Below are 26,181 nucleotides of genomic sequence, written 5' to 3' on the forward strand. Positions count from 1 at the left end.
GCGACCCTCGTCGAGGAGAGGCAGCGCATGCCCGACACACCCGCCTACGACACGGTCCTCGTGGACCGGGCGGACGACGGTGTTGCCACCGTCACGCTCAACCGTCCGGAGGTGCTCAACGCCTTCAACGAGCAGATGCGCCGCGACTTCGCCCGGTTGTGGGCCGAGCTGCGTGCCGATCCTGCCGTGCGGGCGATCGTGCTGACCAGCGCCGGAGAGCGTGCATTCTCCACCGGGCTGGACACCACGGAGCGTACGTCCGGCTCCGACTCGCCGTGGCTGGACACCGCGGCGCCGTGGGCCGAGTCGGAGGATCCGGGCCGCGAGCTCGGACCCAAGTCGAACGAGGTGTGGAAGCCGGTCGTCGCGGCCGTGCGCGGGATGTGCGCGGGCGGGGCGTTCTACTGGATCGGCGAGTGCGACATCGTGCTCGCCACACCCGAGAGCACCTTCTTCGACCCGCACGTCACCTACGGCATGGTCGCGGCCCTGGAGCCGATCAGCCTCAGCTACCGGATGCGGTACTCGGACGTGGTGCGGATGGCGGTCATGGGCCTGCACGAGCGCGTGACGGCCGAGACGGCCCGGGAGTCGGGCCTGGTCAGCGAGGTCGTCGAGGGGGGGAGCCTGCTCGACCGGGCCCACGAGCTCGCGGCGACGATCGCGAGCCAGCCCCCGGCCGCCGTGCAGGGCACGATCAAGGCCCTGTGGCGGTCGCGTGACCTGGGCCGGGAGCAGGCCATGGCGTCGGCGCTGATGTACACGCAGATCGGCAACCCGATCGGGGTCGACGGACTGGACTGGGCCGCGGCCAAGCCGAAGAAGTGGACCGCCCGATGAGCGCCGCGACGCTGGTCCCGACGACGGCGCCGGACACCGACGAGGAGGCCGACCTCCGCGCGACCGCCCGCGACATCGCGCGCCGCTGCCGCGACACCGCGAGGGAGGACCACAGCGGGTGCTGGTCCGCGCTCGACGGCGCCGGCTTCACCCAGCTCCGCGAGGCGGACGAGGGCGGCTCGCCGCTCGCGACCGCGACCATGACCGCGATCGTGGTCGAGGAGCTGGCGGGCGCGGTCTGCTGCGCGCCGCTGCTCGGCGCGCTGCTCGCCGGTGAGCTGGCGCGGATCGCCGGGGTATCCCTCGACACGCCCGCCACCGTGCTGCTCACCGAGGACCTGGCCGGGCTCACCGTCGACGGCGCCGGTCTCGCCTGGGACGCCGGGGCGCCGGTCCGCCGGGCCCTCGCCGTCTCCGGAGGCGACCTGCTCGTCGTCGATCTCGGCGAACCCACGGGAACCCAGGACCTGTCGCGGTTCGTCGCCCGCTCCTCCGGTGCAGCGCGCCGCCTCGCTGCCGCGCCCTCGGCCGATGCGCTGGAGCGCTTCGCGTCCTTCGCGCGCCTGTTGCTCGCCGCCGACCTGCTCGGCACGGCCGGGCGGGTGTTCGCCGACGCCGTCGAGTACGCGAAGCAGCGGGTCCAGTTCGGCGTGCCGATCGGGTCGTTCCAGGCTGTGCAGCACCTCTGCGGGTGGGCCTACGCCGAAGTCGAGGCGCTGCGCAGCGCCGTCATCACCGCGGCGTGGGCACTCGACGCGGACGCGGAGCACCGCGAGACCTCGTTGGTCGCCAAGTCCTACGCGGCGCGGGCGGGCGTCGAGATCGTCGAGCACGCGGTGCAGGTGTTCGGCGGCGTCGCGATCACCTGGGAGTTCCCGGCGCACCGGCACCTGCGCCGCGCGCTGCTCGACGCCGAGGTGTTCGGCGGGGCCGAGGCCACCGCGGACGCGCTGCTCGCCCTCGTCGACCAGGAGGCCACCAATGGACCTGAGTGAGAGCCCGGAGCTCGTCGCCTTCCGCGAAGGCCTACGGAAGTGGTTGCGGGACAACGTCATCGAGCAGGGGGCGGACGAGCCGCGAGGGCTCTTCCTCAAGCGTTGGCACCAGGTCCTTTTCGCCGGGGGCTGGGTCGGGCTGTCCTGGCCGACCGAGTACGGCGGCCGCGGGCTGAGCAACGTCTACGACGTCGCGCTCAACGAGGAGATCGGGGCCCTCGGCGCGCCCGATGCCCCGCGCATCGGCTACATGGGGCGGGCCTTCCTGCAGTGGGGCACCCAGGAACAGCGCGACCGCTACCTGCCTCGGCTGTTGAGCGGCGAGGACTACTGGTGCCAGGGCTTCAGCGAGCCGAACGCGGGCTCCGACCTGGCCAACCTGTCGACACGTGCGGAGCGGACCGACAGCGGCTACCGGATCACCGGGCAGAAGGTCTGGACCAGCTACGCCGAGTACTGCGACTTCTGCATCCTGCTGGCCCGCACCGGGGAGCCGGGTGGGCGGCACAAGGGTGTCTCCGCGTTCGTCGTGCCGATGCGCTCGCCCGGGATCGCGGTGCGGCCGATCGTCGCGACCACCGGGGAGTCCGAGTTCTGCGAGATGTTCTTCGACGGCGTCGAGGTGCCCGAGGAGAACCGGCTCGGCGCCGAGGGCGACGGCTGGCCCATCGCGATGATGACCGTGGCCTACGAGCGGGGCGCGGCCGACGTCGGCTACCTCTCCAAGTTCGGCGCGGCGCTCGGTGAGCTCCGCACCCTGCTCGGCGACCGTCTGCGGACCGACGCGGCGGTGCGTCGGCGGGTGGCGGATCTCGAGGTCCGCTTCCGGATCCTCACCACGCACGTCCGGCGCCGGCTCGCCGAGCGCGACCTGGCCGACACCCTGCCCGGACCGGAGATGTCGGTCGACAAGCTCCTGATGACAGAGGTCGACCAGGCGCTGCACCGCGCCGCCATCGACCTGCTCGGCGCGTCGGCCGTGCTGCCGGCGGAGTCCGACGCGGCGGGGGAGTGGATGCGCCGCTACCTCTACTCGCGGGCCGCGTCGATCTACGGCGGATCCGAGCAGATCCAGCTGAACCTGCTGGCCCAGCGGGTGCTCGGGCTGCCCCGCTGAGCTCGCCGGCGGGGGCACGCCCGGCGGGTTCGCCGCCGGGGTCCTCCGCTGCGGGCCGGGTCAGAGTGCGCTGGCCCAGCTCCGCGCCGGCTGCGTCTCCAGCTCGTGCAGCCGGGCGATCTCGGACTGCCGCGCCGTCTCGTCCCGCAGGCCCCGGACCGCACGCGCCGACGATGCGTCGACGACGCGGTCGCCGAACTGGGCCAGCATGTTCTGCTGCGAGGCCTCGAGGTGGGCGCGGGCGTACCGCTCGGCGCCCGCCGCGTCGCCGTCGAAGATCTTGACGGCGATCCGCCGGTGCGCCGCGAGCACCTGCTTCTGCGCGTCGACAGTCGGGTACCGGCCGAGGTCGGTCGCCTCGTGCGCCCAGGTCTCCTCCTGCGTCGACCAGATCGCGACGAGGCTGCGCACGATGATCCGGGTCGTGGCGACCGGGGTCTGCGCGACCACGAGATCGTGGAACTGGCGGGCCCGGTGGGTGAACGCCGGCCCGTCGCCGATGACCTCCTCGGTGAGCCGGAGGTTGCCCTCGACCAACGGGCGCAGGGCCTCGCGGGCTCCCTCGTCGGTGGCGCAGGTGGCTGCGCAGGCCGGTTCGAACATGAGGATGGAGCTGCCGAGGTCGCGCAGGTGGACCTGGTCGCCCTGCAGTGCCACCCCGATGGAGTGCGACACCGAGCCGCCGTCCGGCATGTGGATCAGCGCGCCGCCGGCCTTCCCGCGCCGGACGGTGATCAGGCCCTCGCCCTCGAGGATCCGTAGCGCCTCCCGCAGTGGCGGGGCACTGACCCCGAACATCGCGACGAGATCGTCCTGCTTCGGCAGCAGGCCGCTCGTGTGCACCCCGTTGAGGATCTGCTCGCGCAACTCCGAGGCGATGAGCTCGGCCAGCCGCGGTTGCACTCGAGCGCGCCGGGACAGACCCGGGGTTTCTGCCATGCTGGATCCCATCCGTCGGCCGCGAAGTCGATTCCTCGATAAGTTTACACTGATGAGCGGCAGATGGGTTGTGAACTGCGGATTCCGCCCCGGCGTGTCCTGCCCTCCGTTCCGGTGATCCAGGTCGACCCGGGCGAGGTGCACGAGATGTCGGACGGCTCGGCACCCCCGGCGAGTACCCCGCGGTATCAGTGGGGCCGTGCGGCGATCAGAGCCGCGGACTCGGTGTGCGCGTGCAGATGGTCGTGGAGCGGTTGCGAGAGCAGGCGTGCGACCGTGAGCAGGTCGCGGTGGCGTGCGCGACGTCGCCCGCCGAGAGCGTGCACGCGCTCGACCTCGACGGGCTGCGGGATCCGGCGGTCACCGTGTTCGCGGCGCGGGAGGTGGGGAGCTGCTCGGCATCGGTGCGCTGAAGGAGATCGGGCCGGGACACGGCGAGATCAAGTCGATGCGGACCGCGGACGCCCACCGCCGCAAGGACGTCGCCGCGGCCGTGCTCGATCACCTCCTCGCCCGGGCGTGCGAGCGCGGGACGACCCGGGTGAGCCTGGAGACCGGCACCCAGGGGTTGTTCGCTCCCGCTCGGGCCCTCTACTCGGCGCGGGTCCGCCTCGGTCGGGAGAGAGAGGACGGCGCCGTGCTCGCCGGCTGTTCACCGACGCCGTGTGTGTCGCTCGCCCGCCCGGCGAGCACCGCTTCCGCTACCTCGCCTCGGACGGGGTCTGGCTCGACGACGACACCGCGGACTTCGTCGACGCCGGTGGGAGCTGGGTCCGGGTGCAGCCCCGCAGGTCCGCGTAGCGACGGAGGGTCGACCCGGACGTTCCCGGGTGCCGTGCCACAGGCCTCCACCCCGGGCGTGATCGTTACGGTGGGCGGCGTGACCAGGACCGGCACGCGGGTGGCGCGGCACGGTGACCTCGTCGCGGTGCTGCTGGCCGCCGGTCTGGTGGTCGCGTCGGCCGTCGTCGGCCGTCGGCTGCTCGCGGCGGGCGTGGACATCTTCCTCGGCTGGCCCCCGCTGCTGGCGCAATGGCTGCCGCACGTCGGACCGGGCACCCCGGCCGCGGTCGTCGTGGCGCTCGCCGTGGCGGCGTGGGGTCCGACGTTCGCCGCCCGCGCGCCGTGGCGCCCGCTGTTGTGGTCGGCGTGCGGGGCCTCCTTCGCCTGGACCCTCGACCTGGCCCTGGTCGACGGCTGGCGGCGCGGCGTGGTCGAGCGGTTGACCAGTGGCGAGGAGTACCTGCACGACGTACCCCGGGTCACCTCCGTGGGCACGATGCTGCGCGAGTTCGCCGACCACATCCTGACCTCGCAGGTGGACCCGGCGCAGACCTGGTTCTGGACCACGCACGTCGGCGGGCACCCGCCGGGGGCCTTGCTGCTGTTCGTGTGGCTGGACCGGCTCGGCCTCGGCGGTGGCGGTCCGGCGGGGATCGCGGTGATGCTGCTCGGCTCGTCGGCCTGCGCGGCCGTGGCGGTCACCCTGCGCGCCCTGGGGCAGGAGGACCTCGCCCGCCGGGTGCTGCCCTTCTCCGTGCTGTTCCCCGGTGCGGTGTGGGTGGGGGTCTCGGCCGACGGCCTGTTCGCCGCCTGGCTCGCGTGGGGCGTGGCGCTGCTCGCCGTCGCGACGGCCCTGCGCGGTCCGCGTGCCGACCTGGCTGCACTGGGCGGCGGGCTCCTGCTCGGCTTCGCGCTCCACCTGTCGTACGGGCTGGTGCTCGGCGGGCTGTTGCCGCTTGCCCTGCTCGCCGCGACGCGGAGGTGGCGCGCCGCGGTCGTCGCGCTCGCCGGGGTCGTCCTGGTGGTGGCCGCCTTCACCGCGGCAGGTTTCTGGTGGTTCGAGGGTTACGCGCACGTGCGCGTGATCTACGCGGCGAGCATCGCGGCGAGCCGGCCGTACTCCTACTTCGTCTGGGCGAACCTCGCGGCGGTGGCCTTCGCGCTCGGCCCGGCGGTCGTGGCCGGGCTGCGCCGGGTCCCCGCGCTGCCCAGGCCGGCGTTGCTGCTGGTCCTCGCGGCCCTGGCCGCGATCCTGCTGGCCGACCTGTCCGGGATGTCGAAGGCGGAGGTGGAGCGGATCTGGCTGCCCTTCGCCGTCTGGACCGTGGCGGCGTGCGGGACGCTCCCACACCCGCGGCGGTGGTTGCTCGCCCAGGCCGGGCTGGCGCTCGCCGTCAACCACCTGCTGCTGACCGTCTGGTGACGCGCACGACCCACACCAGCGCGGACACGCCCGCCATCGCCAGGACCAGCCACAGCCAGCGGGCGAGAGCGGGCTCCTGGTCGAGGCCGCTCGCGGCGAGGTGCGCCGGGCCGCCCTGCCGGACGATGCCGGGGAGGAACACGAGGAGAGTCAGTCCCGCCCCCAGCAGGGGCACCCGCACGTGGTTGACCACCGGCACCGGTCCGGCCGGAAGGCGCACGAGGGCCCGGTCCGCCGCGGCGTACAGCGGGAACAGCACGAGATCGTGCAGCACCAGCGCGCCGGCGAACCAGGCGAGCATCCAGGGGACCGACGGGTGCAGGGAGGGGTCCCGCACGACGATCGTCGCCGCGTAGGCGCCCAGGGCCAGGCAGGCGAGGACCCCGGCGGCCCGGACCGCGCTCACGCCCGGAAGCCGATCGTCCGAACCCACTTCGTGCAGTGCACGCCCGGCAGCGCCGGCACGATCACCCGGGCCGGGAAGCCGTGGTCGCGGCTGAGGGCGGCCCCGTTCACCTGCAGCGCGAGCAGGGAGTCCGGGTGGAGCACCTGTCCCGAGGTGAGCGTGGCCCGGGCGAACGGCCCCTCCTCCACGGAGGTCACGCGGGCCTCGCGTGGCGTGGGCACCCCGGCGAGCCCGGCGAGGTCGCGCAGCCGCACCCCGGTCCAGGTCTGCTGCGTCGACCAGCCCTCGACGCAGGCGATCGGCAACGCCGCGGTGTGCTGGGGCAGCGCGGCGAGCTCGGCCCGGGTGAGCTGCAGCGGGCCGAGGTCGAGGCGCCACTCCGGTCCGATCGCCGCTTCCGCGATGCCGGACGCCGCGAAGGTGCGGTTGACCGGGAAGTCGCCCGGCAACGTCCGGCCGCGGGGGAGCAGCAGTGCGGTCGCGCGGAGCGGGCCGTCGAGGTGCTGGCCGACGGTCAGGCCCGCGAGCAGCAGCGACCCACCACCGACGAGGGCCAGCGCCCCGCGCCGGCTCGTGGTCGGCGGGTCCGGTTCCGGTGCGACGAGCTCGCCCGCCGGCTCGGACCGGGTCGCCGCGAGCGGGGTGCGCAGTTCGGTCCGGAGGGACCGCGACCGCAGGCCGCGCACCATGACCGGGAACGTGAGCGCGACGTGCAGGACGAACGCCGCGAGGAAGACCCACGCCCCGGTGTAGTGCGCGGCGTAGAAGCTGAACCCGAACACGTAGTCGTACTGGATGTTCAGCAGCCCGGTGACGATCTCGAACAGGATGCCGCCGACCAGCAGCACCAGCGTCACGCGTTCGGCCGCCTTCAGCGGGTTGCGGGGCAGCGCGGTGAACAGCTTCGGGATCACCGACCACAGCTTGGCCAGCACCACCGGGACCAGCACGATGCCCAGCCCGACGTGCAGGCCCTGGGTGAGCCGGAACAGCCACGCGGGGCGCGTGGGCCAGTCGAACCGCGGCAGGTGCAGGAGGCCGACGTCGGCGGGGATCGCCTGCCCGGGCCCGTAGGCGATCCAGTCGAGCAGCCCGGTCACGACGACCACCGGGATCGTGCACAGCAGGACGAGCCCCAGCACCGAGGTCAGCCAGGGGCCCCGGATCGGGCTCCGCCAACGGATCCGCATGCCCGACGACGCTAGGCCGCCCCTGCGCCCGGTACCGCCGATCCGGTCGACCGGTAAGCACTTCGTGAGATCCGCTTACCGTCCGGTGACGGGACCGGTCGCGGGGTGGCGGGCGGGGCTACCGTGGCCGGCGTGTGCGCGCACGTCCTGGTGGTCGACGACGACGAGACCGTTCGCGACGTCGTCGGCCGGTACCTGGGCGCGGCCGGCCACCGGGTCCGGCTCGCGGCCGACGGTCCCGGCGCGCTGGCGGCGGCCCGGGCCGCGCCACCCGACGTCGTGGTGCTGGACCTGATGCTGCCCGGGCTCGGCGGCCTCGAGGTCTGCCGCGCGCTGCGTGCCGACGGCGACCTCCCGCCGATCGTCATGCTCACCGCGCTCGGCGAGGAGGACGACCGGCTGCTCGGCCTGGAGCTGGGTGCCGACGACTACGTGACCAAGCCCTTCAGCCCGCGCGAGCTGGTGCTGCGGGTCGGATCGATCCTGCGCCGGACCGGCACCGGAGCGGGCACGAGCCCGGTGCTGGTCGACGGTGCGCTGCGGGTGGACCCGGCGGCGCGCCACGCCGAGCTCGACGGCCGCACGCTCGCGCTCACCACGCGGGAGTTCGACCTGCTGGCGTTCCTGCTGGCCCACCCCGGACAGGCCTTCACCCGCGAGGAACTGCTCGCGCGGGTGTGGGGCTGGGAGTTCGGCGACCGCTCCACGGTCACCGTCCACGTGCGGCGGCTGCGGGAGAAGATCGAGGCCGACCCGACCGCGCCGCGTCGGATCGCGACGATCTGGGGCACCGGTTACCGCTACGACGCCGGGAGCTGACGTGCTCGGCGAGCTCGCCCGCGCGGCGCCCCTGGCCCTGGTGTTCGCGCTGCCCGTCGCCGTCGTCGGCGGGTTGCTGCTGCACCGGATGCGGCGGCGGTCGATCACCGCGGCGATGACCACGCTGGCGCTGGTCCCACTGGCCGCGGCGCTCGGCGGCGTCGTCGGGGTGAGCGGGCTGATGTACACCCCGCAGCTGGTCGGGACGATCGCGGTGTGCGTGGTGGTCGGGCTCGTCACGGTGCCGACGGCGTGGTGGCTCGGCAGCCGGTTCGCCCGGGACGCCCTCTGGCAGCGGGAGGCGAGCGCGGCGGAGCTGGAGACGGTGCGCCGCGCCGAGACCGCCCGCCGCGAGCTGGTGGCGTGGATGAGCCACGACCTGCGTTCACCGCTCGCCGGCATCCGCGGGATGACCGACGCCCTGGCCGAGGGCGTGGTCCGCGAGCCCGCCGAGGTCGCCGACTATCTCGCCCGGATCCGCCGCGAGTCGGACCGGATGGCCTGCATGGTCGAGGACCTGTTCCAGCTGTCGCGGGCCACCTCCGCGGGCCTGTCGCTGCGGCTCGTCCCCGTCGCGCTGGGCGAGCTGGTCTCCGACGCCGTCGCCACCGACGCCCCCGCGGCGGAGGCGGCAGGCGTCCGCATCGACGCCGAGGACCCCGACGCCTGGCCGGTGGTCCCGGGCAGCGACGCCGAGCTCACCCGCGCGATCCGCAACCTGCTGACCAACGCCATCCGGCACACGCCGGCGGGCGAGCGGGTCGTGCTGTCCGGTGGCGTGCGGGAGGGCCGGGCCTGGCTCCGGGTGCAGGACGGCTGCGGGGGAATCCCGGAGGAGGACCTGGACCGGGTCTTCGACGTCGGCTTCCGCGGCAGCACGGCCCGCACTCCCGGCGAGGGGCCGGGGGCCGGGCTCGGGCTGGCGATCGCACGGGCGATCGCGGAGGCGCACGGCGGGAGCCTCGAGGTGCGCAACCACGGGCCGGGCTGCCTGTTCGAGCTGCAGCTGCCGGGTGCGCGGGCGGAGCCGGCGCCGTCGCGCGCGGCGGCACAGGCCTGAGACGGCGCCCCGCCCGGCCCGCGGCGACCTGCGCGCGCTCACGCGGCCCCGCGCGAGACGAGGGTCAGTTCCGCGAAGGTCCGTCCGCTCGCGGCGGTGGAGACGGCCGTGACGGCGAACCCCGCCGCCGGGGCGAGGGCGCGCAGCGCCCGTGCGCCCACGCACGCCCACGGCATCGCCCGGCCCGCGCTCGCGTCGATCCCGGCGCCGTCGATCTGCGCGGCGCCGGTCACCGCGCCGTCGGCGGCGTCGGGGCCGGGCCCGCACACCCGCACCGAGCCGCACCAGAGCTCGTCGGCGTCGGGGCCGGTCTCGACCAGCACCGTCCCGCCCGGCCCGAGCAGCGCCGCCGCCCGGGTGAGCAGCCGGGGCGGGTCGCCGCCGATGCCGATGTTCCCGTCGGCCAGCAGGACGTGCGCCCACGTGCCCTCGCCCGGCAGCGGCGCGAAGAGGTCCCGGCACAGCATCGCCGCACCCCGCCGCCGGCACAGCATCCGGGCGACCGGCGAGCTGTCGACACCGAGCGCGGGGACACCGCGTGCCGCCAGCGCCGCGACGAGCCTGCCGGGGCCGCACCCCAGGTCCAGGACGGCGCCGGCGCAGCGGTCGAGCAGCCAGGCGTCGTCGGCGTCCGCCGTGGTCCGCCACCGGGCGGGATCGAGCGGCACCGGTCGCCCGTCGTCCCGGACGAGGCCGGTGATCCGGCCCGCGAGCAACCGACCGAACATCGCCGGGGCCGCGCTCGTCACCGGTCCGCCTCCCCGGTGGGCGCGCGCAGGGCGGCGATCCGTCCGACGGCTCGGGCGAACCGTGAGCCGGGCACCTCGGCGGCGACGGCCCGGGCGTCGGCGGCGGTGTCCACGTCGGTCAGCTCGGGGAGCAGGGCGACCCGCAGGCCGGCCGCCCGCAGGGCGTGCAGCGTGCGCTCGCCCGTGTCCTCCCGGGAGGTCGGCACCGCGGCGACCGGACCGGCGGCCCGGGGGTCGCGCAGGCCCAGCGCCCACCAACCGCCGTCCCGGGCGGGGCCCAGCACGGCGTCGGCCCCGTCCAGCCGGGCCAGGCAGTCGGCCAGCAGCGGCGCGCCGAGCTGCGGGGTGTCCATCCCGACCTGCAGCGACGGCGCCCCGGGGAACCGCGCGGCGGCGTCGGCGTGGGCGGCGACGATCCGCTCGCCGAGGTCGTCGCCCCGCTGCCGGGCTCGCGCCGCCCGCCCGAGCGCCCGGCCGAGCTCGACCCGCCGGGCGGCTCCCGACAACCGCCCGGTGAACGCGACCAGGGTGCGGGATCCGGGCACCGCCGCGGTGGCCTCGAGGGTGTCGAGCAGGGCGGCCGCGGCGACGTCCGCGGCCTGCTCGGGCGTCGCGGGCGGACACAGCCGGGTCTTCACCCGGCCGGGCTCCGGCGACTTCGCCAGCACGATCAGGGTGGCCGGGCCCGTCACCGCAGCAGACCCGCCATGTCCCGCACCGCCCGGGCGGTCCCGACGACCGACCCGGACACCTTCGAACGCCCGCCCGCGCGGCGCGCGTACCGCACCGGGGTCTCCTCGATCCGCCAGCCGGCCGCGCCCGCCCGCAGCAGCAGCTCGAGGGGGTAGCCGAAGGCGCGGTCGGCGAGCCCGAGGCCGAGCAGCGCCTCGCGGCGCGCGACCCTGATGGGCGCGACGTCGTGCACCGGCACCCCGCGCCGGCGCAGCTCGGCCGCGATCAGCGCGTTGCCGGCGCGGGCGTGCCAGGGCCAGCTGCCCGGCTCCGGCACCCGGCGCCCGGCGGCCAGGTCGGCCCGGCCGGACGCGACGGCCGTGGCCATGGCGGGCAGCACGCCGGCGTCGAGCGAGCCGTCGCCGTCGAGGACCGCGACGAGCTCGGCACGTGCGTGGTGCAGCCCGGTGTGGACGGCGGCGCCGTAACCCCGCCGGGGCTCGGTGACGACCCGGGCGCCGTGCGCGCGCGCCACCTCGGCGGTGCGGTCGGCGGAGCCGTTGTCGACGACGAGGACGGGCCATCCGGCAGGCAGCGACGCCAGCACCCCGGGCAGGGCCTCCGCCTCGTCGAGGCACGGCAGGACGATCTCGACACGGTGCACATCCCGATCTTCGGGCCGGAGCGGCCGATCGGATCGGGTCCGGGTGCTTACCGATCGATGACGAGCGCGCGGCCGGGGAGCGAGACGGGCGCTCGCAGCGGGTCCCGCGCGAACGCCGCGACGCCGTCGGCGAAGGCCACCCGGGCGCGGAACCCGAGCCGCTCGCGGGCGAACGCCGGATCGGCCACGACGTGCCGCACGTCGCCCGGCCGCGCACCGCCGACGACCTCCGGCGCCGGACCCCCCGTCGCGCGGGCCAGCTCGGCGGCGAGCTCCCCGACGGTGTGCGGCTCGCCGGAGCAGACGTTGGCGGCGGCGAACCCGTCCACGGGCGCGGTCAGTGCGGCGAGGTTCGCCGCGGCGACGTCGGTGACGTGGACGAAGTCCCGGCGCTGGCGGCCGTCCTCCATCACCCGCGGTGCCTCGCCACGCTCCAGCGCGGAGCGGAACAGCGAGGCCACCCCGGCGTAGGGGGTGCCGAAGGGCATCCGCGGCCCGTAGACGTTGTGGTAGCGCAGCGACCAGACCGCGCCGTCGGTCTGCCGCGCCCATGCCGCGGCCAGGTGCTCCTGGGCCAGCTTGGTGGCGGCGTAGGTGCTGCGCGGGTCGGGGGGCGCGGTCTCGGGGACCAGGCCCGGTACGAGCTCGCGCCCGCAGGCGGGGCAGCGCGGCTCGAAACGGCCCGCGTCGATGTCGGCGACCGTGCGCGGGCCGGGCCGGACGGTGCCGTGCTCGCGACACTCGTAGCGCCCCTCGCCGTAGACCACCATCGAGCCGGCCAGCACCAGCCGGCCGATCCCGGCGCGATGCATCTCCGCGAGCAGCACGGCCGTGCCGAGGTCGTTGTGCGCGGCGTAGCCCGGCGCGTCGGCCGGGTCGACGCCGTGGCCCACCATGGCGGCCTGGTGACACACCGCGTCCACCCCGTGCAGCAGAGGGCGCAGCACCTCCACGTCCCGGACGTCCCCGCGGACGACGCGGTGCGCCGCCGTCCACGGCGGCAGGTCGTCACCCCCGTGGGCCTGCGGCAGCAGGGCGTCGAGCACCACCACCTCGTGCCCCTCCGCGGCCAGGAGATCGACCACGTGGGACCCGATGAACCCGGCGCCGCCGGTCACGAGTACGCGCATGACCCGCGACCGTAGCCCGCGATCGGGCGGCACAGCACTCCTGCGCCATCCGAGTGAAATCCGGCGGGCGTGTGCAACGGACGGGTCGCCCACAGGGATCTACGTGCACGACTCGCCGCAAGGGGGCGGCGGGACACCGACCGGAGGGGGCAGGGGGAAGCCGCCGCCGGTCGGGAAAGGGGGGAACCGTGACCGAACTCGACGACACCGCGAGATCGAGGTCGACGCCGTCGGCCGGACCGGCCCCGGGCCGGCGTCGACCGCGCCGATCACCGGGTCTCACGACGGGCGTACCCGTGCGGCTCCCACCTGGTCCACGCTGATCGCACAGCGGTGCCCATCCGGCCGCCTCCCGCCCCGCGCGACGGCCGGCGCTCCACACCGCTGTGCAGGGGCGTCCCCGCACGCCCGCGTCCCGATCCCCACCTCCGTCGTTCTCCACCACGGTCTCGCCGGCCCGACCGGGCGCCCGGCGAGCAGTCAGCCGAGGAGGGCCGTCGTGCCCGTCATCTCCGAGCCCCATCAGTACAACGAGGACGCGCTCTACGTCGACCTCGGGGGGATCGTCGACCAGCCGCTCCACCTCAAGTGCGAGGGATTCAACTTCGCCGGTTCCATCAAGCTGAAGGCCGCGACCGAGATGGTCGAGGCCGCCGAGCGGCGCGGCGTCATCCATCCCTGGTCCGTGCTGGTCGAGTCGTCCTCCGGGAACCTCGGTGTCGCCCTGAGCATGCTCGCGGCCAGCAAGGGCCTGCGCTTCGTGTGCGTGACCGACTCCCGCTGCAACCTGGCGACCCGCCGCATGATGGAGGCACTCGGCGCCGAGGTGCACGTCATGACCGAACCCGATCCTCAGGAGGGGTTGCTCGGGGCCCGTCTGCGGCACGTGCGCGAGTTGCTCGCCTCCGACGAGAAGTACGTGTGGCTCAACCAGTACGGCAACGCCGACAACTGGCGTGCCCACTACCGCCGGACCGCGCCGGAGATCCACCGCGAGTTCCCGGACCTCGACGTGCTGTTCGTGGGCGCGGGCACGACCGGCACCCTGATGGGGTGCGCCCGGTGGTTCCGCGAGTGCGCGCCCTCGGTCCGGATGGTGGCCGTCGACGCCGTGGGGTCGGTGACCTTCGGCGATGCGCCCGGCAGGCGGATGATCCCGGGCCTGGGGAGCAGCAGGCCGTCGCAGTTCCTGGAGCCCGCGCTGATCGACGACGTGATGCGCGTCGAGGAGGCCGACACCGTGCGGATGTGCCATCGGCTCGCCCGCCGCGGCTTCCTGTTCGGCGGCTCCACCGGGACCGTCGTGAGCGGCGCGACCCGCTGGCTCGCCGAGCACGGCACCCCCGCGACCGTCGCCGTGGCCCTGGCCCCGGACCTCGGCGAGCGGTACCTGGACACGGTCTACCAGGGCAACTGGGTCGAGGGCCTCTACGGCGACGAGGTCCTGCGCGACGCGGAGGAGACGGTCCCGGCCGGATCGGCCTGACGGGCGGGGCGCGGCGGGGCCCGTGCGGCCGGCATCGGCACGCGCGGCGCTCCGCCGCCCTCGGCCCCCTGAGCCGGCCGGGCACCGGTCGACGGCCACGTCGACGCCGGCCCCGCCGGTGAGCACGATCACTCGACACTCGCTTGCATGGTGCATACATTCGTTTATCGTTGCGTGTAGCAACCAACTGCGAGGACGAGGAAGACCACCGTGTCCATCACCCACGCCGAGGCGGCGCCCGGGACCCGATCGGGGAGCAGTGCCCCCGACGGAGCCGCCGGCGGCGCCGCCGGCATGACCCACCGCCAGGTCCTGCAGGCCCTGACCGGCATGCTGCTGGCGCTGTTCACCGCCCTGCTGTCGTCGACGATCGTGTCCAACGCGCTGCCGACGATCATCACCGACCTGCACGGCTCGCAGAGCCAGTACACCTGGGTCGTCACCGCGACCCTGCTGTCCTCGACGGCGAGCACGCCGATCTGGGGCAAGCTCTCGGACCTGGTGTCCAAGAAGCTGCTGGTCCAGGTCGCGATCGTGCTCTACATCGGCGGATCGATCCTCGCCGGCTTCTCGCACTCGGTCGGCATCCTGATCGTGTGGCGCGCGGTGCAGGGTCTCGGCCTGGGTGCCCTGCAGTCGCTGGTCATGATCGTCATCGCGGCGATGATCAGCCCGCGGGAGCGCGGCCGCTACACCGGCCCGATCGCCGCGGTGATGTCGTTGGCCACGGTCGCCGGGCCGCTGATCGGCGGCGTCATCGTGGACAGTGCACTGGGCTGGCGCTGGTGCTTCTGGGTCGGCGCGCCGGTCGCGATCGTCGCCCTCGTGGTCGTGCAGCGCACGCTGAACCTGCCCGTGGTGAAGCGCCAGGTGAAGATCGACTACCTGGGTGCGGCGCTCATCGCGGCCGGTGTCTGCGACCTGCTCATCTGGATCACCCTCGCCGGCAACGACTTCGCCTGGACCTCGGGCACCTCCTGGTCGCTGCTCGCGATCGGCGTCGCGCTGCTGGGGCTGGCGGTCTTCGTCGAGTCGCGCGCTGCCGAGCCGATCGTCCCGCTTCGGCTGTTCACCGACCGGACGACCGCCCTCGCGACGGTCGCCAGCGTCGCCGTGGGTGTGGCGATGTTCGGCAGCGCGGTCTTCCTGGGCCAGTACTTCCAGATCGCCCGCGGCTACACGCCCACGGTCTCCGGTCTCCTGACCCTGCCCATGATCGTCGGCTCGACGGTCTCGGCCACCCTCTCCGGCCAGCTCATCGCGCGCCTGGGTCGCTGGAAGGGCTTCCTGGTCGGCGGCGCGGTGCTGATGATCGCCGGGTTCGGGTTGCTCGCGACCATCGACCACGCGACGAACATGGTCCTGGTCGGCGCCTTCCTGGCCGTGCTCGGCCTCGGCATGGGCATGACCATGCAGAACCTCGTGCTCGCGGTGCAGAACACCGTGCGGGCGGGCGACCTCGGCGCGGCCTCCTCGACGGTCACCTTCTTCCGCTCGCTGGGCGGCACGATCGGCGTCTCGGTCCTCGGCTCGATCCTGGCCGGCCGGGTCGCCACCCTCACCACCGACGGCCTGGCCGACGCCGGGATCGCGGTCCCGGCCGGCGGGTCCGGTGAGGTCGGGATCGGCTCGCTCAACGAGCTGCCGGCCTTCGTCGCCGACATCGTCCGGGCGGCGTACGGCGACGGTACGGCCACGATCTTCCTGGTCTCCGCGTGTCTGGCCGTGGTCTCGCTGCTCGCGATCGTGTTCATCAAGGAGGTGCCGCTGCGCACGCAGAGCGGCATCGAGCAGCAGCGGACCGAGGGCGACGGGCCGGCCCCCGAGGTCGACGCCGCGCGTACGGTCGGCGCCGCTGCCGCCGGTGCCGAGCCCGCGGTCGCAGGCACGGCGGAGCCCGTGACCGCCCCGATCGCGCTGGTCCGGCCCGACCGGCCGGCGCCCGTGCCCGCGACGATGCCGACGGCCCGGGCCGAGCAGCCGGGACCCGTGGGGGGGTGGTCGCACGGCCGGCACACCCGGCCCCAGGCGCCCCTTCGGCCGTCGCCCCGGCCCCGGGCTGCCGGGGGGCCCGACGGCGTCGGCCCGGCGGTGTACGGCTTCGTGACCGGGCTCGGCGGGACCGGCATCGGCGACGCCGCCGTGACCCTCACCGGGGCCCGCGGCGAGCAGGTCGCCCGTGCGACCACCGCCCCCGACGGCGGCTACGAGTTCCACCTGCGCACCGGCGGGACGTACCTGCTGGTCGTGTCCTCCGGCTCGCTGCGTCCCTCGGCGTCGATGGTGGCCGTGGCCGACCGCCCGGCGCGACACGACGTCTTGCTCGCGGGCGGCGGCCGGATCTCCGGCACCGTGGACCGGGGTGCGGCCGGGCCGGCCGACGACGCGGCGGTCACGCTGATCGACGCCCGGGGTGACGTCGCCGGGGCCACCCGGACCGGCGAGACCGGTGGCTACGGCATCGAGGGCGTCCCGGCAGGGACCTACACCCTCACCGCCGCGCTGGCCGGCCATCAGCCCGTGGTCACGACCGTCCGGCTCGACGACGGCGAGGCCGCCGTCGTCGACCTGGAACTGCCGGTCCGGGCCGAGCTGAGGGGCAGGGTGACGACCGCGCAGGGCGGCCCCGGGGTCGCCGACGCGGTCGCGACCCTGCTCTCGCCGGCGGGCGAGGTCGTCGGCACGGTCGCCACGGACGCCGACGGCGGGTTCGCCTTCGCCGACCTGCCCGAAGGCACCTACACCCTCACCGCCGCGGGATACGCGCCGGACGTCCGCAACGTCCGGGTCGAGCCCGGCGCGACCACGGAGGTGCGGGTGGCCCTCGGCACCCCGGTGCCCTGGGACGGCACCCCCGCCCCGCTCGGCACCGCCCCGCTCGGAAGCGGCCCGCTCGGAAGCGGCCCGCTCGGAAGCGGCCCGAGCGCAGCCGCCGGCCCGGGGGAGACCGGCCCGTGGACAGCCGGCGCGAGGGGAACCGGCCCAACGGGAGCCGCCGCGTCCGACGTGCGGAGACTCGACCCGGTCACCGGGGACTGACCTGACCCGGTGAGTGGCGACAGCGCGACTGTCGCCACTCACCACGGAAGGGCGCGCTCGCAGGCCGCCGGCCGACCCCGGCGGCCTGCCGTCGTCCGCGACCTGCGCCGTCGGCCGGCCGCGAGTGGTCACGGTGTCGTTCCGGCGCCGGCCGGCTCCGGCAGTGATCGCTGGTCCGGACCGATCGGCGCCATCTGCGTCGGCCGGCGGTCCGAAACGGCGATCATGGTCGGCCCCGGCGGCAGCGCCGGCTGCCGGCTCCTCGACCAGGCCGGACGCCCGCTGAACTCGGACCTCAGGCTTCCCTCAGCCGAGGATTACCCGATCGAGTGGCGGGTGCGCTGGAATCGGGGTCCCCGACCGGAAGGCCCCGATGACCTGGCTCGCCCGACTCAGCCTGCGCAACCGTGCCCTCGTCGGCCTGCTGACGGTCCTGCTGGTCGCGTTCGGCGTACTCAGCACCACCTCGCTGCGCCAGGAGCTCTTCCCCTCGCTCGACGTGCCGCTGGCCACCGTTGTCACGCCGTACCCGGGGGCTTCGCCGGAGGTCGTCGAGGAGCAGGTCACGACGCCGGTCGAGCAGGCCGTCCAGCGCGTCTCCGGGGTCACCGGGTCCCGCTCGACGAGCAGTGGCGGCTCCTCCGTCGTCACGCTGGACCTCGAGTACGGCACCGACCTCGACGACGTCACCTCACAGCTGCAGCGTGCGGTGCAGGGCGTCCCGCTGCCCGACGACGCCACGCCCCAGGTCGTCACCGGTGGCGTCGACTCGCTGCCGGTGGTCCAGCTCGCCGTGTCCGCGGACCTCCCGGCCGATCGCATCGCCGAGATCCTGCGCACGGACGTCCAGCCCTACCTGCAGGGACTCGACGGCGTGTCCTCCGTGAGCCTCTCCGGGCTGACCGAGGAGCAGGTCGTGATCGACGTCGACCCGGCCCGGGCGGCGGCCCGCGGGGTGCCGGTGACCTCGATCGCCTCGATCCTGCAGGCCAACGGTGTGCGCATCCCGGCCGGGCAGCTCACCCCGGACACGAACCCGCTCACCGTCGAGGTCGGCGCGCCGCTCACCACGGTGGACCAGCTGCAGGACCTCTACGTGACGGGTGCGGGCGGCAGGCCCGTGCGGCTCGGCGACATCGCCGCCGTCGGCTCCCGGCCCGCGCCCGCGACGGGCTACACGCGGACGAACGGCGAGCCGAGCATCGGCATCGGCGTGACGAAGACGCCGGACGCCAACACCGTCGCGGTGTCCGACGAGGTGCAGGACTCCCTGGGCCGGATCACCGACGCCCTCGGCGGTTCCGCGCAGAACGCCCGGGCCACCGTGGTGTTCGACCAGGCGCCCTTCATCGAGCAGTCGGTCGAGAACCTCACCACCGAGGGCCTGCTCGGGCTGGTCTTCGCGGTCCTCGTGATCCTCGCGTTCCTGCTCGACGTGCGGGCCACGCTGGTCACGGCGGTGTCGATCCCGTTGTCCGTGTTGCTGGCGATGATCGTGCTCGACGTCGGCGGACAGACGCTCAACATCCTGACCCTCGGCGCTCTCACCGTGGCCGTCGGCCGGGTGGTCGACGACTCGATCGTCGTGATCGAGAACATCGTGCGCCACGTGGGCCGGGGCCGGCCGAGCGCGCGCGCGGTGATCGCGGCGGTGCGGGAGGTGGCCGGCGCGATCACCGCCTCCACCGTCACGACGGTCGCGGTGTTCGCGCCGATCGGGCTGGTCGGCGGGCAGGTCGGGGAGCTCTTCCGGCCGTTCGCGGTCACCGTGACCGCGGCGCTCTCGGCCTCGCTCCTCGTGTCGCTGACCGTGGTGCCCGTGCTCGCCTCGGCCGTGCTGGGGGCCCGCCGCAGGACGGCCGGGGGCACCGCGCCGCGGGAGGGGGACACCGCGCCGGGCGAGGGGGGCACCGCGCCGGGCGAGGGGGGCACCGCGGCGCGGAACGGGGACACCGCCGCGCGGAACGGCACGGAGACCGCGTCGGGCGGTCGGGGGGCCGAGGAGCCGGGCCGCCTGCAGCGGGGCTACCTGCCCGTGGTGCGGGGCGCGGTCCGCCACCCCGCCGTGTCGTTGCTGGTGGCGGTGCTGATCCTCGGCGGCACGCTCGCCCTCGTGCCGCAGCTGACCACGAACTTCCTCGGCGACGCGGGTGGGAACACGGTGTCGGTGCGCCAGGAGCTGCCGCCGGGCACCGGCCTGCCGGCCGCCGACGCCGCCGCGCGCCGGGTCGAGGACGTCGTCCGCACGACGCCCGGGGTGCAGAGCTACCAGGTGACGGTCGGCTCGACCTCGACCGGCCGGGGCATCGGCGCGACGTCCTCCGGCGCGAACCCGACCCGCTTCTCGATCACGCTGGCCGACGACGCGGACGCCCCCGAGGTCGAGGCGGACCTGCGCGGTCGGCTGTCCGGGCTGGGCCCCGACGCCGGCGAGCTCACCGTCGACGCGGGCCAGGGCGGCCTGGGCGGCACCGATCTGCAGGTCGCCGTGCGGGCCGAGGACCCGCAGGTGCTCGCCGCCGCGGCCGCGCAGGTGCAGGAGGCGGTGCAGGGGATCGCCGGGGTCACCGACGTCCGCAACGACCTCGCCGCCGCGCAGCCGACCGTCGACGTCCGGGTCGACCGGGAGCGCGCCGCCGCGGCGGGGCTGACCGAGGCCCAGATCGGCCAGGCGGTCACCGCGGCGTTGCGCGGCAGCACGATCGGCCGGCTCACGATCGACGGGGTGGAACAGGCGGTGGTGCTGCGGGCCGGAGCCCCGCCCGCCGACGTCGTCGCGTTGCGCTCGCTCCCGGTCGCCGGCGCCGGTGGTCCCGTCCCGCTGTCGCAGGTGGCGGAGGTGACCGAGACGACCACCGCGCCGACGATCTCGCACACGGACGGCTCCCGCTCGGCGTCGATCACCGCGCGGCCGACCGGCGACGACGTGGGCGCTGCCACCCGCACCCTGCGGACCACGCTCGACGGGCTGGCCCTCCCCGCCGGGGCGACCGCCGAGATCGGCGGCGTGAGCACCCAGCAGGACGACGCCTTCCGCCAGCTCGGGCTCGCCCTGCTGGCGGCGATCGCCGTGGTCTACCTGGTCATGGTGGTGACCTTCCGCAGCCTGGTGCAGCCGCTGATCCTGCTGGTCTCCGTGCCCTTCGCGGCGACCGGCGCGATCGGCCTGCTGCTGGCCACCGGCACCCCGCTGGGTGTGCCGGCGCTGATCGGCATGCTCATGCTGGTCGGGATCGTGGTGACCAACGCGATCGTGCTCATCGACCTGGTGAACCAGTACCGCCGCGCCGGGCACGGCATCCAGGAGGCCGTGCTCGAGGGCGCCGGGCAGCGCGTCCGGCCGATCGTCATGACCGCCGTCGCGACGATCATGGCGCTGCTCCCGATGTCCCTCGGGCTCACCGGTGGCGGGGTGTTCATCTCCCAGCCGCTCGCGATCGTGGTGATCGGCGGGCTGGTCAGCTCCACCCTCCTGACCCTGGTGCTCGTCCCCGTGCTGTACGTGCTGGTCGAGCGACTGCGTGGGCGGATCGCGCGGCGGCCGGAGCCGGAGCCCCGGACCGAGCCCGTACCGGTCGTCGCGGGTCGGGTCGCGCACCCGACCCCGACGGCGGACCGCGCGGACGGCCCCGGGCCCGCCGCCGCGCCGAGCGTCCCACCCCAGCTCCACCCCGGGCCCGCCACCCCGGCGGAGCCCTTCGCGGCCGCGGCCCCCCGCCCTTCCGCAGCCGCTTCGGCGTGGTCGGACCGCCCGGCAGCGGCTCCCGCGCCCTCGGCGGTGCCGCCCGGCCCCGGCCTGCACGGGCGGGTCGTCGACGACACGGGCCTGCCGGTCGCCGACGCGACCGTGGTGGTCGTCGACAGGGCCGGCAACCAGCTGGGCGCCGCGGTGTCCGACGCGCTCGGCCGCTACGCGCTCGCACTTCCCGACGACCGGGACCACCTCGTCGTCGTCCAGCGCGAGGGACACGCGCCCGTGGCCAGGTGGACGCCCGGCAGTGCCGCCTCCACCCGCTACGACCCGGTCGTCGACACCCCGGCCCGCTCGGTGACCTGACCACGGCGGGCACCGCGACGGGTCGTCCCGGCATGGCAGGAGGGAAAGGGGGTAGAGCGCCTCCTCCGCCGACGGGAGGGTGCGCGCATGCCGATCACGGACCTGCTCGCCGAGGCGGCCACCCCGGCCGACCTGGCAGCTGCCCGGATGCAGATGGGATTCTCCCTGGGCTGGCACATCGTCCTGGCCTGTTTCGGGGTCGGGATGCCCGGGCTCGCGATGGTCGCCGAGTGGCGGGGCCTGGCACCGGCGACCGCGCCTGGACCTCCCTCGCACGGACGTGGGCCCGGGCCATGGGCGTGTTGTTCGCCGTCGGGGCCGTCTCCGGCACGATCCTCAGCTTCGAGATGGGTCTGCTCTGGCCCGGCCTGATGGGGCCCTTCGGCGACGTGATCGGGTTGCCGTTCGCGCTGGAGGGATTCGCGTTCTTCCTCGAGGCGATCTTCCTCGGGATCTGGCTCTACACCTGGGACCGGTTGCCGCCCAGGGTCCACCTGCTCACCGGGATCCCCGTGGTGGTGGCCGGAGTGGCGTCGGCCTTCTTCGTGGTCACGGCGAACGCGTGGATGCACCAGCCGCGCGGGTTCGACCTGGTGGGGGGCACGGTGGTCGGCGTGCGGCCGTGGGAGGCGATGATGAACCCGGCGACCCCGCCGCAGACGAGGGCCTCGCCCGTACGCAGACCGGGGCCCCGCTGTCGCTCGGCGGGATCTACCGGGACGGCGAGCTGCACGGCGCGGTGCAGATCCCGAACGCCCTGTCGCTGCTGGCCCACCGGGACCCGGACGCCGTCGTCCTCGGGCTCGACCGGGCACCGTCCGAGCTGGAGCCGCCGGTCAACGTGGTGCACCGGGGGTTCCAGATCATGGTGGGGATCGGGTTCGCGCTCGTCGCGCTCGGCGGCTGGTTCGCCCTGACGTGGTGGCGGCGCCGGGCGCTTCCCCGGTCGCGGCCGTTCCTGGTCGGGGCGGTGCTCGCCGGGCCGGCCGCCGCCGTCGCGGTCAGTACCCGGTGATGCTGCCCCGGGTTGACCGTCCAGGAGGCGGCCGGGGACCGGGCCGTCCTCTCGGCGGTGCCGTGGGTGCTGGGAGCGGGGGCGGTCGTGCTGGTGCCCTCGCTCGTACTCCTGTTCGTGATCTTCCAGCGCAACCCGGTACCGGCCGCGGCCGCGGCGGACGAGGGCCCAGGCCGACCGGGGTCCTGAGCGTCCCGGGTGCGCCGGGGATGCCAACATCTCAGGAAGCTTGATATCGTGGCTCGCGACGCACCGCCGCGGAGACCCGGAGGACCCGTGAACATCGACCGACTGGTCGCGATCGACGTGCACACCCACGTCGAGCAGGACGGCCACGGCTGCTTCTCGCTGGACCAGGAGCTGATGGACGCCTCGGCGCAGTACTTCCGCGCCGACCAGGACCGCACCCCGACCGTCGCCGCGATCGCCGAGCACTACCGCGAGCGCGACATGGCCGCCGTGGTGTTCACGGTGGACGCGGCCTCCGCCACCGGGCACCCGGCGCTGTCGAGCGAGGAGATCCTCGACGCGGCGGCCGAGTTCCCGGACGTGCTCATCCCGTTCGGGTCGGTGGACCCGCACGCCGGGAAGGCCGCCGTGGCCCGGATCCGCACGCTCGTCGAGCGGGGCGCGCGCGGGTTCAAGTTCCACCCCTCGCTGCAGGCCTTCGAGCCCGACGACGCGCAGTACTACCCGCTCTACGAGGCGATCGCCGAGGCCGGCGTGCCGGCGCTGTTCCACACCGGGCAGACCGGGATCGGGGCGGGCCTGCCCGGCGGGCACGGGATCAAGCTGCGCTACTCCGCCCCGATGCTGCTCGACGACGTCGCGGCGGACTTCCCGGACCTCACGATCGTCATGGCGCACCCCTCGGTGCCGTGGCAGGACGAGGCGATCTCGATCGCCACGCACAAGGCCAACGTGTTCATCGACCTGTCCGGCTGGCGGCCGAAGTACTTCCCGCCGCAGCTGGTGCGCGCGGCGAACACCATGCTGCGGAAGAAGGTGCTGTTCGGGTCGGACTTCCCGGTCATCACCCCGGACCGCTGGCTGGCGGACTTCGCCGACCTGGAGGTCAAGGACGACGTGCGGCCGCTGATCCTCAAGGACAACGCCGTGCGCGTGCTCGGCCTGGGCTGATCCCGGGACCGTCGTGCGCGAGCCGGGCGGCCTCCGCGATCCGGCCCGGCGGGCGACGCCCGAGCGGGTCGCGCCGCCGAGGCGGTGCCGGCCGGACGGCTCAGGGCAGCCGGTAGAGCCGGCGCGCGTTGCCGGCGGCGATCATCGTGGCGACCCGGCGCGCGTCCTCCTCGGTGGCCTCGCCCTCGGCGACCCAGCCACCCAGCACCCCGGCGGCGGCGCGGCGGAAGGCGCGCGCCGCGACCAGGTACAGCTCGGGCAGGCCGAACGCGTCGGAGGAGTAGAGCAGCTTGCCGAACGGCGCGAGCTCCAGCGCCTCGGCGAGCACTTCCGTCGCGCGGCGCCCGACGTAGGTGGAGGCCAGCCCGACGTCGAACCAGACGTGTGGGAACACCTGGGCGAGCCAGGCCGCCTCGCGGTGGTACGGGTAGCAGTGCAGCAGCACGATCGGTGTGCCGAGGGGCGCGGTCGCCCGGCAGAAGGCCGTGAGCAGTACCGGGTTGGCCCGGTGCAGGTCCTCGTCGGGGTCGCCGAAGCCGGTGTGCAGCTGCAGCGGCAGGCCGCGGTCGACGCCGCACCACAACGCGTGCCGCAGCAGGACGGGATCGGTGAGGCGGCCGCCGACCCGCCACCAGGACCGCGCGGCCGCCGTGACCTCCGCACGGGAGGGCCGGTGGGGCGGGACGTCGAAGCCGTGCCGGTACGCGAGGATCGACTTGCACCCGACGGCTCGCCCGGTGCGCCGGTCGAGCCTCTCGACCAGGGCATCGGCGTAGTCGTCCGGGCGCACGCCCGAGCCCGCGACGTCCTCGGCGACCGCCTCGAGCCGGACGACCTCCGCGACGGGCGCGTCCGCCGCGGCCGCGAGCGCGTCGAGCCCGAGCAGGTCTCCGGACCGCAGGCCGTGGTCGACCAGCAGCGCCTCCGTGCCCGAGGCGGCGAGCAGCCGTCGCGTCGCCTCGGCCGTTCCCAGCTCCCGGCGGCGGGCCAGGTAGTCCCTCGCCGGGGCGTGCCGCGGGAGGTCGAGGACCGGGGCGCACTCGCGGCGCACCGCGAGGCCGAGCACCGAGTCCCAGGGGTCCCCGCCGGGGGTGGGCGCCTCGGTGAGCAGCGTCCCGAAGCCGGCCGGGGTGAGGTCGCGGTCGACCACGCTGTGGCAGTGGTGGTCGACCAGCCGCAGGTCGTCGGCCCAGGAGGTCACCACCGCCACCGGGTCGCGGCGATGATCTCCGCGGCGGTCCGGCCGCCGTGGGCGTCGGCCTCGGCGCGCCGCACCGCGAGCAGGGTCTCCGTGAGCCCGGGTCCGAACGCCTCGGTCAGCGCCGGCTCGGCCTCGAACGCCGCGACGGCCGCGGCGAGGTCGGTCGGCAGGCGTCGCACCCCCAGCCGGGCCCGCTCGTCGTCGGACAGGCCGGCGGGGTCCGCGTGCACCGGCTCCGGCAGCGACCCACCCTCCGCCAGTCCGGCGAGTCCGGCCGCGAGCACCGCCCCGACCAGCAGGTACGGGTTGGCTGCCTGGTCGATGCACTTCACCTCGACGTTGGCGGCGCTCGCCTCCTCGCCGTGCGAGCCGGTGACCAGCCGGAGGGCGGCCTCCCGGTTCTCGCGGCCCCAGCAGGCGAACGCCCCGGCCCAGCGGGAGGGCAGCAGGCGCAGGTAGCTCGCGACGCTCGGGGCGCCGACGGCGAGCAGTGCTGGCAGCCGCCGCAGGATCCCCGCGGCGAAGGCCTCGGCCTCGGTGGTGAGCCCGAACCGGCCGTCGCCGCCGGCGAAGACGTTGCGGCCGTCGCGCAGGAGCGACAGGTGCAGGTGGCCGCCGTTGCCGACCCCCGGGTCCGTGACGGCGGGGGCGAACGAGACCGCGAGCCCGTGCCGGGCCGCGACTCCGCGGATCGTCGTGCGCACCAGGACCGCGGTGTCGGCGGCGGCGACCGGGGACTCGGGTGCGACCGACAGCTCGAACTGGCTCGGCGTGTACTCGGGGTGGAACTGGCGCACCGCGACCCCCTCCGCCTCGAGCGCCCGCAGCAGGTCGACGCCGTAGTCCGACAGCTCCACCAGCCGGGTCATGCCGTAGGCCGGACCGGTGGCCGCGGGCACCGGGTCCTTCCCGCCGTCCCGGTAGACCACCCACTCGACCTCGAGGGCCGCGCGGGCCGTGCACCCCGCCTCGGCCAGCCGGTCGACGATCCGGGCGGCGAGCAGCCGCGCGCAGCCCGGGTGCGGCTCGCCCTCCTGGGTCCACCGGTCCGCCGGCGCCCACGCCCACCCCGGCTGCGCGGCCAGGGCGACGACGCGGTCCAGGTCGGGGAGGAGCCGCAGGTCCCCGGTCGGGTTCGCCACCGGGGCGGCGGCGATCGAGTCGTCGGCGCCGAACGCGTCGAACACCGGGGTGGCGCCGACCCCCCACGCCGCCGCGTGCTCGAACGCCGCCAGCGGCACGCCCTTCGCCCGGGTGATGCCGGCGGTGTCGACGAAGGTCACCGCCACCGCGGCGATCCGCTCGTCGGCCATCCGCTCGACGAGGCTGCGCGCCCGCGCCGCCCGGTCCGCGCGCTGCGCGGGGTCCAGCCGTGTGGGGTTCCCGGGGTCCACGGTCGACGATCGTGCCAGCTCACCGGCGGCGGCCGGGAGACCCGACCGCCGCCCCGTCGTCG

The 26,181-nt window shown here is 75.2% G+C and carries 23 protein-coding genes and 2 pseudogenes; 16 read left to right on the forward strand and 9 right to left on the reverse strand.

The window, feature by feature from the left end:
* The first annotated feature begins 27 nt into the window (after positions 1-27).
* From ACL02T_RS24030 to ACL02T_RS24040, 3 genes are read left to right on the forward strand one after another with little or no spacing between them, the layout of a single operon-like run.
* Positions 28-840, forward strand: a complete 813-nt coding sequence (locus ACL02T_RS24030) for an enoyl-CoA hydratase/isomerase family protein (protein ID WP_412833018.1) — start codon at positions 28-30, stop codon at positions 838-840.
* A complete protein-coding gene (locus ACL02T_RS24035) occupies positions 837-1,835 on the forward strand; it encodes an acyl-CoA dehydrogenase family protein (RefSeq protein ID WP_412833019.1) in 999 nt (332 codons plus the stop codon). The genes ACL02T_RS24030 and ACL02T_RS24035 overlap by 4 nt, the downstream gene beginning before the upstream one ends.
* A complete protein-coding gene (locus tag ACL02T_RS24040; RefSeq protein WP_412833020.1) occupies positions 1,822-2,952 on the forward strand; it encodes an acyl-CoA dehydrogenase family protein in 1,131 nt (376 codons plus the stop codon). Before ACL02T_RS24035 ends, ACL02T_RS24040 begins: the two co-directional genes overlap by 14 nt.
* Positions 2,953-3,012: 60 nt before the next feature.
* Here ACL02T_RS24040 and ACL02T_RS24045 read toward each other — a convergent pair whose 3' ends face one another.
* Positions 3,013-3,891, reverse strand: coding sequence for a FadR/GntR family transcriptional regulator (locus ACL02T_RS24045; protein WP_412833021.1), 879 nt, complete (start codon positions 3,889-3,891; stop codon positions 3,013-3,015).
* A 227-nt stretch (positions 3,892-4,118) separates the two neighbouring features.
* Between ACL02T_RS24045 and ACL02T_RS24050 the strand changes: the two genes are divergently transcribed.
* From ACL02T_RS24050 to ACL02T_RS24065, 4 genes and pseudogenes are all read left to right on the forward strand, one after another.
* Positions 4,119-4,304, forward strand: a complete 186-nt coding sequence (locus tag ACL02T_RS24050) for a hypothetical protein (RefSeq protein ID WP_412833097.1) — start codon at positions 4,119-4,121, stop codon at positions 4,302-4,304.
* A gap of 26 nt (positions 4,305-4,330) precedes the next feature.
* Positions 4,331-4,426, forward strand: a pseudogene (locus tag ACL02T_RS24055) (hypothetical protein); the annotation flags it as partial.
* A gap of 128 nt (positions 4,427-4,554) precedes the next feature.
* Positions 4,555-4,692, forward strand: a complete 138-nt coding sequence (locus ACL02T_RS24060) for an early set domain-containing protein (RefSeq protein WP_412833098.1) — start codon at positions 4,555-4,557, stop codon at positions 4,690-4,692.
* 79 nt (positions 4,693-4,771) lie between these two features.
* Entirely contained in the window at positions 4,772-6,097 is a 1,326-nt protein-coding gene (locus tag ACL02T_RS24065) for a hypothetical protein (protein WP_412833091.1), read from the forward strand.
* Here the strand turns inward: ACL02T_RS24065 and ACL02T_RS24070 are convergent.
* Positions 6,069-6,503: a hypothetical protein gene (locus ACL02T_RS24070; protein WP_412833022.1), complete on the reverse strand. Its 435-nt coding sequence runs from the start codon at positions 6,501-6,503 to the stop codon at positions 6,069-6,071. The genes ACL02T_RS24065 and ACL02T_RS24070 overlap by 29 nt on opposite strands.
* Positions 6,500-7,693, reverse strand: a complete 1,194-nt coding sequence (locus tag ACL02T_RS24075) for a molybdopterin-dependent oxidoreductase (protein ID WP_412833023.1) — start codon at positions 7,691-7,693, stop codon at positions 6,500-6,502. Before ACL02T_RS24075 ends, ACL02T_RS24070 begins: the two co-directional genes overlap by 4 nt.
* A 123-nt stretch (positions 7,694-7,816) precedes the next feature.
* Between ACL02T_RS24075 and ACL02T_RS24080 the strand changes: the two genes are divergently transcribed.
* Both ACL02T_RS24080 and ACL02T_RS24085 read left to right on the forward strand, forming a co-directional pair.
* Positions 7,817-8,512, forward strand: a complete 696-nt coding sequence (locus tag ACL02T_RS24080) for a response regulator transcription factor (protein ID WP_412833024.1) — start codon at positions 7,817-7,819, stop codon at positions 8,510-8,512.
* A gap of 1 nt (position 8,513) precedes the next feature.
* Positions 8,514-9,572 (forward strand): sensor histidine kinase, encoded by a 1,059-nt coding sequence (locus tag ACL02T_RS24085; protein WP_412833025.1) that lies wholly within the window; start codon positions 8,514-8,516, stop codon positions 9,570-9,572.
* A 38-nt stretch (positions 9,573-9,610) separates the two neighbouring features.
* On the opposite strand, the gene ACL02T_RS24090 is transcribed toward ACL02T_RS24085, so the two are convergent.
* Genes ACL02T_RS24090 through ACL02T_RS24105 form a run of 4 tightly spaced genes read right to left on the reverse strand, consistent with a single transcriptional unit; the run spans position 9,611 to position 12,787 of the window.
* Positions 9,611-10,321, reverse strand: a complete 711-nt coding sequence (locus tag ACL02T_RS24090; protein WP_412833026.1) for a class I SAM-dependent methyltransferase — start codon at positions 10,319-10,321, stop codon at positions 9,611-9,613.
* Entirely contained in the window at positions 10,318-11,013 is a 696-nt protein-coding gene (locus ACL02T_RS24095; RefSeq protein ID WP_412833027.1) for a TIGR04282 family arsenosugar biosynthesis glycosyltransferase, read from the reverse strand. The genes ACL02T_RS24090 and ACL02T_RS24095 overlap by 4 nt, the downstream gene beginning before the upstream one ends.
* On the reverse strand, positions 11,010-11,657 hold the full coding sequence (locus ACL02T_RS24100) for a glycosyltransferase family 2 protein (protein WP_412833028.1): 648 nt from the start codon (positions 11,655-11,657) through the stop codon (positions 11,010-11,012). The genes ACL02T_RS24095 and ACL02T_RS24100 overlap by 4 nt, the downstream gene beginning before the upstream one ends.
* A gap of 47 nt (positions 11,658-11,704) precedes the next feature.
* A complete protein-coding gene (locus ACL02T_RS24105; RefSeq protein ID WP_412833029.1) occupies positions 11,705-12,787 on the reverse strand; it encodes an NAD-dependent epimerase/dehydratase family protein in 1,083 nt (360 codons plus the stop codon).
* A gap of 499 nt (positions 12,788-13,286) precedes the next feature.
* Here ACL02T_RS24105 and sbnA point away from each other — a divergent pair, with 499 nt between their 5' ends.
* From sbnA to couO, 7 genes and pseudogenes are all read left to right on the forward strand, one after another.
* Positions 13,287-14,273 (forward strand): 2,3-diaminopropionate biosynthesis protein SbnA, encoded by a 987-nt coding sequence (sbnA, locus tag ACL02T_RS24110; protein ID WP_412833030.1) that lies wholly within the window; start codon positions 13,287-13,289, stop codon positions 14,271-14,273.
* Between the two features lie 210 nt (positions 14,274-14,483).
* On the forward strand, positions 14,484-17,312 hold the full coding sequence (locus ACL02T_RS24115) for an MFS transporter (protein WP_412833031.1): 2,829 nt from the start codon (positions 14,484-14,486) through the stop codon (positions 17,310-17,312).
* A 373-nt stretch (positions 17,313-17,685) separates the two neighbouring features.
* Complete coding sequence (locus ACL02T_RS24120) at positions 17,686-21,369, forward strand: efflux RND transporter permease subunit (RefSeq protein WP_412833032.1); 3,684 nt, start codon at positions 17,686-17,688, stop codon at positions 21,367-21,369.
* Between the two features lie 293 nt (positions 21,370-21,662).
* Positions 21,663-21,943, forward strand: a pseudogene (locus tag ACL02T_RS24125) (cytochrome ubiquinol oxidase subunit I); the annotation flags it as partial.
* Between the two features lie 48 nt (positions 21,944-21,991).
* Complete coding sequence (locus ACL02T_RS24130; protein ID WP_412833033.1) at positions 21,992-22,384, forward strand: cytochrome ubiquinol oxidase subunit I; 393 nt, start codon at positions 21,992-21,994, stop codon at positions 22,382-22,384.
* A 12-nt stretch (positions 22,385-22,396) separates the two neighbouring features.
* On the forward strand, positions 22,397-22,573 hold the full coding sequence (locus ACL02T_RS24135; RefSeq protein ID WP_412833034.1) for a hypothetical protein: 177 nt from the start codon (positions 22,397-22,399) through the stop codon (positions 22,571-22,573).
* Positions 22,574-22,660: 87 nt separating this feature from the next.
* The gene (couO, locus tag ACL02T_RS24140) at positions 22,661-23,524 is read left to right on the forward strand and encodes a 4-hydroxyphenyl-beta-ketoacyl-CoA hydrolase (protein ID WP_412833035.1); all 864 of its coding nucleotides are present in this window, start codon (positions 22,661-22,663) and stop codon (positions 23,522-23,524) included.
* A 100-nt stretch (positions 23,525-23,624) separates the two neighbouring features.
* Here the strand turns inward: couO and ACL02T_RS24145 are convergent, their stop codons facing one another.
* Together ACL02T_RS24145 and ACL02T_RS24150 are read right to left on the reverse strand one after the other, a co-directional pair.
* The gene (locus ACL02T_RS24145) at positions 23,625-24,725 is read right to left on the reverse strand and encodes an amidohydrolase family protein (RefSeq protein ID WP_412833036.1); all 1,101 of its coding nucleotides are present in this window, start codon (positions 24,723-24,725) and stop codon (positions 23,625-23,627) included.
* Complete coding sequence (locus tag ACL02T_RS24150; RefSeq protein WP_412833092.1) at positions 24,722-26,038, reverse strand: type I glutamate--ammonia ligase; 1,317 nt, start codon at positions 26,036-26,038, stop codon at positions 24,722-24,724. The genes ACL02T_RS24145 and ACL02T_RS24150 overlap by 4 nt, the downstream gene beginning before the upstream one ends.
* Positions 26,039-26,181 lie beyond the last annotated feature (143 nt).

Source organism: Pseudonocardia oceanicola (assembly GCF_047200735.1).
Lineage (GTDB): Bacteria > Actinomycetota > Actinomycetes > Mycobacteriales > Pseudonocardiaceae > Pseudonocardia.

Excerpts from the sequence above, each read along its gene's own strand:
- ACL02T_RS24045 (WP_412833021.1), bottom strand. The coding sequence starts at position 3,891 with ATGGCAGAAACCCCGGGTCTGTCCCGGCGCGCTCGAGTGCAACCGCGG.
- ACL02T_RS24030 (WP_412833018.1), top strand. The coding sequence starts at position 28 with ATGCCCGACACACCCGCCTACGACACGGTCCTCGTGGACCGGGCGGAC.
- ACL02T_RS24105 (WP_412833029.1), bottom strand. The coding sequence starts at position 12,787 with ATGCGCGTACTCGTGACCGGCGGCGCCGGGTTCATCGGGTCCCACGTG.
- ACL02T_RS24035 (WP_412833019.1), top strand. The coding sequence starts at position 837 with ATGAGCGCCGCGACGCTGGTCCCGACGACGGCGCCGGACACCGACGAG.
- ACL02T_RS24040 (WP_412833020.1), top strand. The coding sequence starts at position 1,822 with ATGGACCTGAGTGAGAGCCCGGAGCTCGTCGCCTTCCGCGAAGGCCTA.
- ACL02T_RS24120 (WP_412833032.1), top strand. The coding sequence starts at position 17,686 with ATGACCTGGCTCGCCCGACTCAGCCTGCGCAACCGTGCCCTCGTCGGC.
- ACL02T_RS24075 (WP_412833023.1), bottom strand. The coding sequence starts at position 7,693 with ATGCGGATCCGTTGGCGGAGCCCGATCCGGGGCCCCTGGCTGACCTCG.
- ACL02T_RS24150 (WP_412833092.1), bottom strand. The coding sequence starts at position 26,038 with ATGGCCGACGAGCGGATCGCCGCGGTGGCGGTGACCTTCGTCGACACC.